Raw genomic sequence first — 13,119 nt, forward strand, 5'->3', positions numbered from 1 at the left:
GATCAGCTCCTTTTCAGTTTTGGATCTAGGGCATCGCGTAAACCGTCGCCCATAAGGTTGATCGCCAGAACGGTGATCAAGATTGCAATGCCGGGGAACGTAACGACCCACCATGCGCGCAAGATAAACTCGCGGGCTTCGGCCAGCATCGTGCCCCATTCAGGCGTTGGTGGCTGTGCGCCCATGCCCAAAAATCCCAACGCTGCGGCGTCTAGAATAGCAGTCGAAAACGATAGAGCCGCCTGAACAATAATGGGCGCTAGACAGTTAGGCAGCACGGTCACGAACATCAGTCGGAACAAGCCAGCGCCAGCGACGCGGGCCGATGTAACGTAGTCTTTTTGGCGCTCGGCCATGACCGATGCGCGGGTCAGGCGCACATAATGTGGCTGTAGAACAATCGCGATGGCGATCATCGCATTGGTCAGCGAAGGGCCCAAAACAGCCACCAGAACCAGCGCCAACAACAGCGAAGGAAACGCCAGAACGATATCCATCAGGCGCATGATCAGTGTATCGACCCATCGCGGCGCGAAACCCGCGATCAGTCCAATGATGATCCCACCTGCGGATGCGATGGTGACAACCACAATCCCGACAAAGAATGAAAACCGAGCGCCGACAATCAGTCTAGATAGCATATCGCGACCCAATGGATCGGTTCCCAATGGGAACGTCCAGCTCCCGCCTTCCTGCCAGACGGGGGGAACCAATGTATATTCGCGATATTGCATGGTTGGATCATGAGGCGCGATCCATGGAGCCAGTGCCGCGATGACCAAAAACGCACCGAATACGATTAGGCCGAAAACAGCACCGCGATTTTCGCGGAAATAATACCAGAATTCACGCAATGCGCTGGGGCGGGCGGGGGTGTTTGTCGCAAGGCTCATCAGCGTTTCCGAATTTTAGGGTTGATGATGCCGTACAGGACATCGACGGTCAGGTTCACGATCATGACCATGACAGCGATCAACAACAGGCCACCCTGAACAACGGGATAATCACGGCGGAAAATGCTATCGACCATCCATTTGCCAATGCCTGGCCAACTGAAAATGGTTTCGGTCAAGATCGCACCCGCTAGCAATGTGCCAACTGACAGGCCAATCACGGTCACAACTGGGATAAGTGCATTGCGCAACGCGTGGATGGCGTTGACCCTGTTTGGTGACATGCCTTTAGCACGGGCCGTACGAATGTAATCTTCGCCCAAGACCTCTAGCATTGCGGAACGGGTTTGACGGGCGATAACGGCTAGCGGAATGGTGCCCAACACGATGGTTGGCAGAATGAGGTGACGAATAGCGGACCACAGCGCACCCGATTGTCCCGACATCAGCGCGTCATACAACATGAAACCTGTCGCATTCGGGAAATAGTAAATCAGGTCGATGCGGCCCGATACAGGGGTCCATTGCAGCGTGCCTGAGAAGATGATGATCAACAGCAGAGCCCACCAGAAAATCGGCATCGAATACCCGATGAGTGCAGTAGACATCAGCGTTCGATCAAAAAATTTTCCGCGGTTTACGGCCGCGATTACACCCGCAGGCAGCCCCAGCATAATAGCAAAGACCATTGCGCAGATGGACAATTCTAGGGTCGCGGGGAACAGGGCGAAAAATTCATCCCAAACCGGTTTTTTTGTAACGAAAGAGGTGCCTAAATCGCCCTGTAACACGCCGGTCAGATAGTCCCAAAACTGGGTTAAAATTGGGCGATCATACCCGTATTGAGTCACAAGTTCTGCATAGCGTTCTTCGGTCATACCGCGTTCGCCCGCCATCACGATGATCGGATCACCGGGCAACATGCGAATAAAGGCAAAAGATATCAGCGTGACGCCGATAAATGTTGGAACGAAGGTCAGCAGACGAGAGGCGATGTATTTTAGCACGATAGCACCCTTAGGTCTGTTGGATAGTTTGTCAGGGAAACGCAGCCGTCATTGGTGATTAGAACGTCATCTTCGATGCGAACACCCAGACGGCCCGGCACATAAAGACCGGGTTCGTTGGTGAAGACGGTGCCTGCGGGTAAAACCATCTGGTTTCCGCGCATGATGTATGGGGCCTCGTGAACCTCTCGGCCCAAACCGTGGCCTGTTTTGGTGCGGATAAATTCGGCATGGGGCGATGTCTCTAACACACCCGTCACGGCATCGTCGATTTCATGGGCGGTAATGCCTGCGCGGGCTATTTCGTGGCCTTTGCGGTTCGCGGCTAGAACGGTGTTATAGATGTCGGCGTCATCGTCTGTGACGTGATCGACAAAAACCGTGCGCGTGATATCGGCGCAGAAACCGCCCCAGCGTGCGCCAAAATCAAATAATAGCGCATCACCTGATTTGATAGCTACATCTCTGGCTTCGGCGTGGGGGCGGGCTGCGTTTTCGCCAGCGGCAACAATGGGGCGAAACGCATGATCCTGCGCGCCTTGGGCGAATAAGTTCAGGATCAAGCGTTGTTCGATATCTTTTTCGGTATCGCCCAGTCGAATTGAGTCCAATGTGAGGTCCAAGGCGCGTTCTGAAATGTCGATGGCCGTTCGCATGGCTGCGATTTCATCATCGGTTTTGATCATCCGCAGAGCGGAAATTTCGGTTTCAGCGTCGATGATCTGCACATCGGGTTGGGCTGTTTTTAATGCGTGATGAACGAAAACCCGCATGACTTGGCCTTCGACCGCGATTTTATTGACGGCTAAATAAGCCATAAAGTCGTGAAAAGCGGTGGAATAACCCGTTTGATCGCGCCAGTCGAATACTGGCCCGTCAAAACCCACCAAACCCCAGCTTTGTAGTTCAAGGTTTGGCACGATCGCAGCGGTACGTCCGTCAGCGCAGATCGCGATCACATGCGGGCGTTCGTGGCTCATAAACGGATGACGCACGACGCGGGTGAAATTCGGTCCGGGGACAAGCACAATCGCATCCACGCCCATGCGTTTCGCAACGGCGCCATATTCGGCAAATCTGTGGGAAAGGGGATCGGTCATTTGGCCCTCGGGTTTGAGAAGGACCGGCGCGAACGCCGGCCCCAATGTCGGATAGATTAGTTCAAACCAACTTGGTTAAAGATGTGGCCGCCCAGTGGGTGCACAACATAGCCTTCAACCTCTGGGCGGGTGACCATGAACACGACCGAATGCGCGATGGTTGCCCAAGGAGCTTGCTCTTTGAAAATGGTCTGCGCTTCTTCGTACAAAGCCGCGCGCGCCGCTTGATCGCTTTCGGTTTTTGCCGCTTGGATCACGTCTTCGAACGGTTCATAGCACCACTGCGCACGGTTCGAACCGCCAACGCCGTCACAGCCCAGCAGAACGGCCAAGAAGTTGTCGGGATCGCCATTGTCACCAGTCCAACCCAGCAGGACAGCGCCGTCGCGATCTACATCTTTGGAACGGTCTAGGTATTCGCCCCATTCGTAGGATACGATTTCAACGTCCACACCAATTTCAGCAAAATCGGCCTGCATCAGTTCAGCCATACGGCGTGCGTTCGGGTTGTATGGACGCTGAACAGGCATTGCCCAGATTTTCATGGACAGATCTTCGACGCCTGCTTCGGCCAGCATGGCTGCTGCGGCTTCTGGATCATAGGCGTCGTCAACTGTGGCTTCGTTATAGGACCACATGGTTGGCGGGATCGGGTTTTTCGCAATTTGGCCCGAACCTTGGAATACAACATCAATGATGGCTTGTTTGTCGATTGCCATGTTCAACGCACGGCGAACATCAGGGTTATCGTACGGCGCGACTTGGGTGTTGTAGGCCAGGTAGCCGACGTTCAGACCTTCTTGCTCCAGCACGACCGCGTCTTCGTCCGCTTGCATCGCTTCGATATCAGCAGGGTTCGGATAGGCCATGACGTGGCATTCGCCCGCCTGAATTTTCTGGTAACGTACCGATGCATCCGGTGTGATCGCAAAGATCAGCGCTTCGACCAGCGCGGGATCGCCCCAGTAGCTGTCGTTCCGCAGATAACGGATGACCGCATCTTTTTGGTAGGCTTGGAATGTGAACGGGCCAGTGCCGATTGGATCTTGGTTCAGCATTTCTGGTGTGCCAGCTTCTAGCATCGCATCGGCGTATTCTTTGGACACGATCGATGCGAAATCCATTGCCATGTTGGCAATGAACGGTGCCTCTGGGCGGGTTAGATGGAACGCTACGGTGTAATCATCAACCTTTTCGATGCTTTCAATCAGGTCAGGCATAGACATGCCGCCGAAATATTCCCAAGTGCCGCCCGAAACCTGATTGTATGGGTTGTCTGGGTTGCCCTGACGATCAAACGAGAAAATGACGTCGTCTGCGTTGAAATCACGGGTTGGGGTAAAGTTTGCGTTCGAATGGAACGAAACGCCCTGACGCAGTGTGAAGGTGACGGTCATGCCGTCCTCGGACACCTCATAGGATTCTGCTAGGGCAGGGATCACTTCGGTGGTGCCGACTTTGAATTCGACCAAGCGGTTATAGATCGGGTGGCTGGACGCATCAAATGTGGTGCCCGAAGTGTACAGCGCAGGGTCGAAACCTTCGGGTGACCCTTCGGAACAATAAACCAGCGCTTGGGCATTAACTGCGCCCGCTGTCACGACACAGGCCGCAGCCATGCCGAGTAGTTTGGTCTTGAATGACATTTTACTCTCCAATGTTGGGTTTAGGTAATGTCCGGCATCTGACGTGCCGTTTTTCCGCAGACGCGGTTTTGCCTGACCGAAATGGGGTCAGGACAATTCTTTTGCCTCTCGTTTGGTGGTGGGGCGGCGATTTTGGTTTTTAGCAAAAACGCTGAGCGTCCCAGTCCAATGGATACGAGCGGATTTATCTGTGTGATTGGCCCAACTGTGGGGTAGGGCGCCGCTGTAATGTAGGCTGTCGCCAGCCGTCATAGTGAATTGTTGGCCATCCAATGTTTGTTCAATTTGGCCATCAAGGATGAAAATGATTTCTTCGCCTTCGTGCGAGACTATTTCGGATTGATATCCCGCAGGGACATGCATGATGTACGAAGACATCTCGGACCCGGGATAATCGCTGCCTAGTGTTTCGTATGTGATTGATGATCCTGCGACAGAAAATCGTTCGCGTGTTTCTGCGCGGCTAATAGCGTCCGTTGGTTTTGGGGTTTTGATGAAATATTCGATCGTGACGTCTAGCCCATCGGCGATTTGCGCCAAAGTGCCCAACGTCGGCACCGCTAGTCCACGCTCAATCTGGCTTACATACCCAACCGACACACCTGCCGCATCGCCCAATTTTTGAAGCGTCAGACCCATTTGTTTGCGCCGCTTATGAACCAGCGAGCCCAGTTGCAGGCAAACAGTTTTGTCGTGTGTAGATTGTGTCATAGGCCAGATTTTTTGAACGGCCGGTAAAATTAATCAATAAAAAATTTTTACTGTTGGTAAAAATATTTACCAAGCCGAGCAATGTTTAGGTTGTAACACTCATGCGTCGGGGAAAAATTATTTGTTATTTAACAGTATATTAGATGTATTTTTTAGACTTTTCATTTTGCTAAAATGTAAATGCACCTTTGCGAAATTCACGTGGCGTAAACCAGCGGCTTTCACAGAAACTGACACAGGTTGTACAATGCAAGCCGGTGGTCCAACATGCGCTGGAACGGGATCGCTGTGATTTTTTGCCAGATGATCCACAAAGAAACTTGATCGTGATGGAGACTCAAAATGGCAAAAGTGGCGTTTATTGGCCTAGGGGTGATGGGGTATCCAATGGCTGGGCATTTGCAGTCCAAAGGCCATGACGTGACCGTATATAATCGCACTACTGCCAAGGCTGAAAAATGGGTTGCCGAACATGGGGGCACTCTTGCGCTTACCCCGCGCGAGGCTGCGTCGGGTGCAGAGTTCGTCATGGCCTGTGTCGGTAATGACGATGATTTGCGCGGTGTTTGTCTGGGTGATGATGGTGCTTTTTCTGGCATGGATGCGGGTTCTGTTTTCGTCGATCACACAACAGTATCCGCTGCGGTTACGCGGGAATTATTTGCTGTTGCCGAACAAAATGACATTGGGTTTGTCGATGCGCCTGTTTCGGGCGGTCAGGCGGGTGCCGAGAATGGCGTTTTATCCGTGATGTGCGGTGGATCGCAGGCGCATTTTGATGCGGCGGAACCGATTATTGCGGCCTATGCCAGAATTTGTCGTCGCATCGGTGACAGCGGATCAGGCCAATTAACCAAGATGTGCAATCAAATCGCGATAGCAGGTTTGGTCCAAGGGCTGTCCGAAGCGCTGCATTTTGCCGAAAAATCGGGATTGGATGGAGAGGCGGTTGTCGAAGTCATCAGCCAAGGCGCGGCAGGCAGTTGGCAAATGTCGAACCGCTATAAAACCATGTTAGAGGATCATTTTGAACACGGTTTCGCAGTGGATTGGATGCGCAAAGATCTAGGGATTTGTCTGTCGACTGCGGATGAAAATGGCGCGAGCTTGCCGGTTACAGCGTTGGTCGATCAGTTTTACAAAGACGTTCAAAAAATGGGTGGCGGTCGCTGGGATACCTCGGCCCTTTTCAAACGAATGCGCAATCTGGGGTGATATGAAAAACGGCAGGTAATTCCCTGCCGTTTTTGATTTACGATTGGGCAGCTTTCACACGCAATCGCGCGGCATAAAGCAACGGTTCGGTATAGCCAGATGGTTGCCCGATGCCTTCGAATACAAGCGCCCGCGCTGCATTAAATGCTTCGCCTGTGAATGCCGGTGCCATGGCGCGATAGTTCGGATCGTTTGCGTTTTGGGCATCGACCTTGGGAGCCATTCGTTTGAACGCCTGTTCGACATCGTTTTGGGTACAGATGCCGTGTTCGATCCAATTCGCAAGATACTGCGACGAAATCCGCAATGTTGCGCGGTCTTCCATAAGGGGCACATCGTCGATGTCGGGTACTTTCGAACAACCCACGCCTTGATCGACCCAACGGACCACGTAGCCCAAGATTGATTGGCACGCGTTGTCCAATTCGCGGGTAATCTGTTCAGGTGACAGATCGTGCGACATCATAATTGGCGGGGTCAATAACGCGTCTTTGGATGCTTTTTCGCGGTCCATAAGGGTCTTTTGAACATCAGCGACATTTACGTGATGGTAATGCGTCGCGTGTAGTGTTGCAGCGGTTGGTGATGGTACCCACGCCGTGGTCGCGCCGGATTTGGGGTGTCCGATTTTTACCTTTAGCATTTCGGCCATATCATCTGGCTTGGCCCACATGCCTTTGCCGATTTGGGCTTGTCCGATCAGTCCAGCCGCCAAACCAGTATCCACATTCCCGTTTTCATAAGCACCAAGCCAGCCGCTGCTGGCCATTTGCCCGCGCGGAATGACAGGGCCAGCGTACATCATGGTATGGATTTCATCGCCTGTACGATCAAGAAAACCAGTGTTGATGAAAACGCAGCGTGATTTCACCTCAGCAATACAGGCAGCTAGGTTCACTGACGTGCGCCTTTCTTCGTCCATGATGCCCAGTTTTACCGTGTTGCGCGGTAGGCCCAACATATCTTCGACACGGGCATATAGGGTATTGGAAAAGGCGACTTCTTCGGGGCCGTGCATTTTCGGTTTGACCACATAAACCGAGCCTGACCGCGAGTTGCGAATGCCATCGGTTTTTTGTAGGTCATGCATCGCCGCAGCAACCGTGATAACGGCGTCCATGATGCCTTCTGGGGTTTCTTCACCGTCCATTAGAACGGCACTATTTGTCATCAGGTGTCCGACGTTGCGCACCAACATCAGTGCACGACCTGGATGCGTCACCTGTTCCCCGTCGCGCCCGACATAAGTCACATCGTCATTCAATTGGCGCGTAATTGTTTTGCCGCCTTTTTCAAATGATTCAGACAGGTCGGCCCGCATCAGGCCTAGCCAGTTTGCGTAGACGACACATTTGTCTTCGGCATCAACTGCTGCAACGGAATCTTCACAATCTTGGATCGCGGTTAGGGCGCTTTCCAAACGGATGTCTGCGATGCTTGCGGCATCGGTTGCACCGATTGGGCTGTTTGGGTCGATGCAGATGTGAATGAGCAAGCCATTCACCCGTAACATCACATCGCCATTATCGCGGTAACCTACATAGTGGTTGTCGTCAGCCAGCGAAGTAGGCGTGTCGCCAACCAAAACGGCAAGCGTTTCGCCAGCATCCAATTTTGTCACATCAGCCCAAGATCCCTGCGCCAATGGTGCGACTGCATCCAAATGTGCACGTGCCCAACTGACAACTTGTGCCCCCCGTTCAGCGTCATAGCCAGAGCCATTTGGCGCGCCGGAAATTGCATCGGTGCCATACAGCGCATCATATAGCGAACCCCATCGCGCATTTGCCGCATTCAACGCGAACCGCGCGTTCATGACAGGCACGACCAGTTGCGGCCCTGCGATGGTTGCTATTTCAGGGTCAACGTTTTTGACATGAATTTCAAAAGGTGCAGGCTCCGCCTGTAAATAACCAATATCAGTCAGAAACTTTTTCGATGCGGCGACATCGAAATCGCGTCCATTTTGACCTCGAAACCAATCGTCGATTTGCCGCTGCAGTTCATCGCGTTTTTCAATCAACGCTTTGTTCAGGGGGACCAGATCGCGCAAAATTGCGGCGTATCCCGCCCAAAAATCGTCTGGGGACACGCCTAATAGAATTTCGTTTTCAACTAGCGCAGCCAAATCTGCTGATACGTCCAGTCCTGCTCGTTTTACATAATTCGCCATTTTGACACCCCTTTTCGGGCACTGTGGCCTATCGCAGAAAAAACGAAAAGAGGTCTTTGCCGAAAATCATCACGACGTGGGCTGCTGTGACCACGTGTTGATAAGGTCATGAAATAAAGGGCTGGCGTTTCTAATGGTTTTCTAGAAACGCCAAGTTTTTAAGCGCTTTCAGGTCAACCAAACATTGAGTTTGGAATGAATAGCGCGATCTGCGGGAACGCGATGATCAAAAGCAATGCGACCAACATGGCACCCAAGAAGGGCAAAACGCCTTTGAACACCGTTGTCAGCGGCACGCCATCCGCAACGCCGCGCACAACAAATACGTTCAATCCAACAGGGGGCGTGATCATCCCCATTTCGATAACGATCACAGCGACAACGCCAAACCAGATCGGATCAAAACCCATGCCTGTAATCACAGGAAATACGATTGGGATGGTGATGACCAGCATCGAAAGGCCGTCCATGAACATACCCAGCGCGACATAAGCCAACAAAATTACCGCAAGCGTTCCATAAGGGCCAACATTCAAATTGCCCAAGCCATCGCCTAGTGTTTGCGGAATATGCGTTACCGAAAAGAACGGGTTTAGGATGTTCGCGCCAATCACGATCATATACAGCATGGATGATGTTTGCAGAGTGCCCATCACTGCCTCTTTAAAGCTTGCCCATGTCAATTTGCGTTGCAAAACGGCCAGCACCAGTACCAGTCCAGCGCCGATCCCTGATGCTTCGACAGGTGAAAAGACACCCAAATAAATCCCGCCGATCGAGGCAACGATGACGAACAGCAATGGCGCTGCGGCGATCAATAGTTTGAACCTTTCGCCAAACGGGACTTTTTCGCCACAAGGGCCGGCGGTCTCATCCAGTGTTGCTATAATCCAAACCACGGCCATAAACAGTACCATTAGCAGTAGGCCCGGTAGGATGCCGGCCATAAACAGGCGGCCAATGCTTTCTTCAGTCAGGATGGCATATAGAACGAAGCCCGTGGAAGGCGGGATTAGGAAACCCAAGGTGCCGCCCGCAGCGATCGACCCCGTTGCAAGGCTATCAGCATAACCAACCCGCTTCATTTCAGGTAAGGCGACTTTGCCCAGGGTGACGGCGGTCGCGACAGACGACCCAGATACGGCCGAAAACGCGGCGCAACCAATAACGGAGGCAGAGGCCAATCCGCCTTTGAACCGACCGACCCAAGCAAACGCTGCATCATAAAGGCCGCGCGAATATCCCGCGACAGATGAAATGTTGCCCAGCAGGATGAACATGGGAACAACGATCAGCGAATAATTCGACACTGCCGAATAACTTTCGGTTAGCAACAGTGCCGTGGCAGATCGCATGCCCTCCAAAATGCCATAGCCGAAAAAACCGACGATTAGCATGGCAAAGGCCACGGGCGTGCGCAAAATCATTAGGGCAAACAGGGCGGCAATGCCCAACAGCCCAACAGTCGTATCGGTCATATTATTCGGAGTCCTTGTTCGTCAGGATCAAAACGATGTCGGCGGCGAAAACTGCGACACACAATGCAGAGCCGACAGACAAAATTGCATAGAGTGGCCAGATCGGCAGGTTCAGCATATTTGTCGCGTCGCCCCATTCCAGCGCATCTAGGCATTTCAACCACGCGCGGCGGGCCAATAGAAAAAGTACGTAGCCAGAGATCAGGCGTGAAAAGATATCACCAATCTTTCTGCCCAATCTGCCCAAAAACGTGTCAAACACATCGACAGACACATGCACGCGATGCTGCGTTGCGTAGGGCAGTGACGTCATGACAACGGCCAGCGCGGTTAGCTGTACGATTTCATTGATGCCCAAGATAGGCGTGCCAAGCGCGTATCGCATGATCACACCGACTGCGATGATGACAACAAGCCCGATCAGGCATACGCCGCCAATAACCGCGAGGAGAAAGTTGGTACGGGCGAATAGTTTCGCCCATGCCGTGGTTTGATATCCGAACATCGTTCTTTACTTCGCCAGCGCGTCGACGATCGCTTGCGCGTTGCCGCCTGTTTCGGCGATGACTGCGGCGGTAACCTCAGCCGAAAGAACGTTGAATGCTTCGGCTTGCTCTTCGGTCAGCTCAATCACTTGTTTGCCTTCGGTCGCTGCAAAAGATTCAATGCCGCCAGCTGCAACTGCCAACTGTGTTTGGTTCGCAAGGATTGATGCCGCTTTGCCAGCTGCGTCGATTGCAGCTTGTTCTTCGCTGCTTAGGTTTGCGTATGCATCGCGGTTCATCAGAATGAAGAATGGCGAATGTGTCGTGTCCATGCCAGTGGTCAGGTAATTGGCAACTTCGCCCAGACGGAAAGCGCGGGTTGCTGTGGTGTCGATATAGGCACCATCAATAACGCCTGTTTGCATTGCGTTATAAATTTCGGTGACAGGCATAGATACTGGTGTGGCGCCCCATGCTTCGATTACTAGGCCGGCGTTGCGCGATGGAACGCGAATTTTCAAACCAGCTAGGTCGTCTGGGGAATCCACGGCAACATCACGCATGTACAATGCATTGCCTGCGTTCGACCACAGCGACACCAATTTGACGCGGCGATATTCATCTGCCAGCAGATCGATGTTTTCCCACAGATCAACTGTGCCCGTTGCTTCGTTCGTAACGCCAGGTAGTTCTGCAACTAGGGTCATCGGGAATTGCGATGCCGTGTAACCCGCCAGCGAAATGGCCAATTCTGCAACGCCATCAACAACGCGGCTATATTGTTCTACAGGGCCTGGTCCCAATTCACCGCCAGAGTAGATTGTCACCGTGACGTCGCCGCCAGTGGCTTCGCTTACCATGTCGGCGAATGGCTGGAACGCGCCTTCGACGTAGGGGTGCATTGGCGGCATATAGTTCGCGAATTTCAGGTCTTCGGCCATTGCAGAGCAGCCCCAAACGGTGGCGGCGGTTGCAGCGATAGCAGTAAATTTACGCATGTCTTTCCTCCCAATCAGACGATGAGGGCAAATGCCCTTTCGCCACCAGTTTGTGAGAGAGGGCAGTCAATAAAACCAATTCAATTGGTGGTTTTCGGTATAACTTTTGGCTATAGTTTGTTTTCGATAGGGGTCGCTGAGCGTAGTAAATCAAGCAAAATAGACTGAGATTTCGTAGGTTCCCATTCATTACGCGTGGTTAACCCAATTGCGCGTCCGGGCCAATTTCCCGCGACATGTATCCGTGCCAATAACCCTTTTTCGATCTCAGCTTGTGCTTGGGCACCGGAAACGCAGGCAATAAAATCAGCGGTTAACAACATTTCCCGCATAAACAGGACCGAACCGCTTTCTATAATTGACGAAGGGCGTGGGGTGTCGCTGCGTTTGAAATAGGCATCAAATTGATCCCGTGATGGTGATCCCAGCCGCGGCACGACCCAAGAGCGGTCAGTCAATTCGGACAATTCCACGCTTTGGCCCGCCAATGGATGGTCGGGTGCGCATACAAAGGCGAGATAATCCCGAAATAGTTCCTGCTGTTTTACGTCGCCGATTGGCGCAGGTGTCCGCAAGGCACCAACGATCACGTCAACCGCGCCGCGTCGTAGGCCGGTTAGCAGGTCCTCATAGGGGCCATCGTTTATCTCAATTGCCATGCGAGGCCGAATTTCGCGAAATTTGGCCAATACTTTGGGTAGTATTGCAGAACGTGACAACGGCAGGGCGCCGATAACGATTTTGCCCGCGTCGCGTCCATCAAATTCGGCAAGATCAGCGTCTGCTTGATCGAATTCAGCAAAAGCAAGTCGCGTGGCCTGAACTAAGGCAAGGGCCGATTTGGTGGGTAACATACCCTGCTGTGCACGCTCAAATAGCGTGGAATTGCATTCTGATTCCAGCTGGCTCACGGCACGATGAATGGAAGGCTGCGATAGGCCCAACCGTTTGGCTGCAAGCGTAAAATTTTCAGCGTCCGCAACAGCGACCAACGCCTGAAGCTGCGTGTGCGTTGCTGTCACGGGCAGGCGCGGGGACAACGTTTTCAAAACAGGATCTAACAATGCAAAAGCACGTCTGACGCGTTTTGCTAATGCTTCTCCGCGTTCCGTGGGGAATGCACCTTGTCGCGTGCGTTTGAACAGCTGTCCGCCTATTTCGGTTTCCAGCTTATGTAATGTTTGGCTGACGGCGGGTTGGGATACGGAACAGATATCAGACGCTAGGGTCAACGATTTTACGTCAGAAACCGTCAGAAATACTCTTAAATGTCTCAGGTTTCGTGAAATCGGCATATCTACATGTGATCCGTTAAAGCATGTCATCAGGCGGTAGTGTAAAGCTGTCTATAACCAAAAATTATCCTAACTGGCAATAAACCAAATTGTCTGTGTCGTACCGGCATGGGACAGA

11 protein-coding genes are annotated in these 13,119 nt (G+C 52.5%); 1 reads left to right on the top strand and 10 read right to left on the bottom strand.

The window, feature by feature from the left end:
• Positions 1–2: 2 nt before the first annotated feature.
• The 5 genes from BVC71_RS14240 to BVC71_RS14260 all read right to left on the bottom strand — a co-directional run bounded on the left by BVC71_RS14240 (position 3) and on the right by BVC71_RS14260 (position 5,357).
• On the bottom strand, positions 3–893 hold the full coding sequence (locus tag BVC71_RS14240) for an ABC transporter permease subunit (RefSeq protein ID WP_086452367.1): 891 nt from the start codon (positions 891–893) through the stop codon (positions 3–5).
• Complete coding sequence (locus BVC71_RS14245) at positions 893–1,900, bottom strand: ABC transporter permease subunit (RefSeq protein WP_086452368.1); 1,008 nt, start codon at positions 1,898–1,900, stop codon at positions 893–895. Before BVC71_RS14245 ends, BVC71_RS14240 begins: the two co-directional genes overlap by 1 nt.
• Complete coding sequence (locus tag BVC71_RS14250; protein WP_086452369.1) at positions 1,894–3,000, bottom strand: M24 family metallopeptidase; 1,107 nt, start codon at positions 2,998–3,000, stop codon at positions 1,894–1,896. The genes BVC71_RS14245 and BVC71_RS14250 overlap by 7 nt, the downstream gene beginning before the upstream one ends.
• A gap of 56 nt (positions 3,001–3,056) precedes the next feature.
• Positions 3,057–4,646, bottom strand: coding sequence for an ABC transporter substrate-binding protein (locus BVC71_RS14255; RefSeq protein ID WP_205905984.1), 1,590 nt, complete (start codon positions 4,644–4,646; stop codon positions 3,057–3,059).
• Positions 4,647–4,733: 87 nt separating this feature from the next.
• Positions 4,734–5,357 (bottom strand): helix-turn-helix domain-containing protein, encoded by a 624-nt coding sequence (locus BVC71_RS14260; RefSeq protein WP_086452371.1) that lies wholly within the window; start codon positions 5,355–5,357, stop codon positions 4,734–4,736.
• Positions 5,358–5,699: 342 nt separating this feature from the next.
• Here BVC71_RS14260 and BVC71_RS14265 point away from each other — a divergent pair, with 342 nt between their 5' ends.
• Positions 5,700–6,572: an NAD(P)-dependent oxidoreductase gene (locus BVC71_RS14265; RefSeq protein ID WP_086452372.1), complete on the top strand. Its 873-nt coding sequence runs from the start codon at positions 5,700–5,702 to the stop codon at positions 6,570–6,572.
• A 37-nt stretch (positions 6,573–6,609) separates the two neighbouring features.
• Here the strand turns inward: BVC71_RS14265 and BVC71_RS14270 are convergent, their stop codons facing one another.
• The 5 genes from BVC71_RS14270 to BVC71_RS14290 all read right to left on the bottom strand — a co-directional run bounded on the left by BVC71_RS14270 (position 6,610) and on the right by BVC71_RS14290 (position 13,031).
• Positions 6,610–8,745, bottom strand: coding sequence for a malate synthase G (locus tag BVC71_RS14270; protein WP_086452373.1), 2,136 nt, complete (start codon positions 8,743–8,745; stop codon positions 6,610–6,612).
• A gap of 173 nt (positions 8,746–8,918) precedes the next feature.
• Positions 8,919–10,223 carry a TRAP transporter large permease gene (locus BVC71_RS14275; RefSeq protein ID WP_086452374.1) on the bottom strand — a complete coding sequence of 435 codons (1,305 nt, stop codon included), beginning with the start codon at positions 10,221–10,223 and terminating at the stop codon, positions 8,919–8,921.
• Position 10,224: 1 nt separating this feature from the next.
• Positions 10,225–10,728 (bottom strand): TRAP transporter small permease, encoded by a 504-nt coding sequence (locus BVC71_RS14280; RefSeq protein WP_086452375.1) that lies wholly within the window; start codon positions 10,726–10,728, stop codon positions 10,225–10,227.
• Positions 10,729–10,734: 6 nt separating this feature from the next.
• Positions 10,735–11,706 carry a TRAP transporter substrate-binding protein gene (locus BVC71_RS14285; RefSeq protein WP_086452376.1) on the bottom strand — a complete coding sequence of 324 codons (972 nt, stop codon included), beginning with the start codon at positions 11,704–11,706 and terminating at the stop codon, positions 10,735–10,737.
• 110 nt (positions 11,707–11,816) lie between these two features.
• A complete protein-coding gene (locus tag BVC71_RS14290) occupies positions 11,817–13,031 on the bottom strand; it encodes a LysR family transcriptional regulator (protein WP_338036491.1) in 1,215 nt (404 codons plus the stop codon).
• Positions 13,032–13,119: the final 88 nt, after the last annotated feature.

It is taken from the genome of Marivivens niveibacter (genome assembly GCF_002150005.2).
Classification (GTDB): domain Bacteria; phylum Pseudomonadota; class Alphaproteobacteria; order Rhodobacterales; family Rhodobacteraceae; genus Marivivens; species Marivivens niveibacter.

Excerpts from the sequence above, each read along its gene's own strand:
- BVC71_RS14265 (WP_086452372.1), top strand. The coding sequence starts at position 5,700 with ATGGCAAAAGTGGCGTTTATTGGCCTAGGGGTGATGGGGTATCCAATG.
- BVC71_RS14260 (WP_086452371.1), bottom strand. The coding sequence starts at position 5,357 with ATGACACAATCTACACACGACAAAACTGTTTGCCTGCAACTGGGCTCG.
- BVC71_RS14275 (WP_086452374.1), bottom strand. The coding sequence starts at position 10,223 with ATGACCGATACGACTGTTGGGCTGTTGGGCATTGCCGCCCTGTTTGCC.
- BVC71_RS14250 (WP_086452369.1), bottom strand. The coding sequence starts at position 3,000 with ATGACCGATCCCCTTTCCCACAGATTTGCCGAATATGGCGCCGTTGCG.
- BVC71_RS14290 (WP_338036491.1), bottom strand. The coding sequence starts at position 13,031 with ATGACATGCTTTAACGGATCACATGTAGATATGCCGATTTCACGAAAC.
- BVC71_RS14285 (WP_086452376.1), bottom strand. The coding sequence starts at position 11,706 with ATGCGTAAATTTACTGCTATCGCTGCAACCGCCGCCACCGTTTGGGGC.
- BVC71_RS14270 (WP_086452373.1), bottom strand. The coding sequence starts at position 8,745 with ATGGCGAATTATGTAAAACGAGCAGGACTGGACGTATCAGCAGATTTG.
- BVC71_RS14240 (WP_086452367.1), bottom strand. The coding sequence starts at position 893 with ATGAGCCTTGCGACAAACACCCCCGCCCGCCCCAGCGCATTGCGTGAA.
- BVC71_RS14280 (WP_086452375.1), bottom strand. The coding sequence starts at position 10,728 with ATGTTCGGATATCAAACCACGGCATGGGCGAAACTATTCGCCCGTACC.
- BVC71_RS14255 (WP_205905984.1), bottom strand. The coding sequence starts at position 4,646 with ATGTCATTCAAGACCAAACTACTCGGCATGGCTGCGGCCTGTGTCGTG.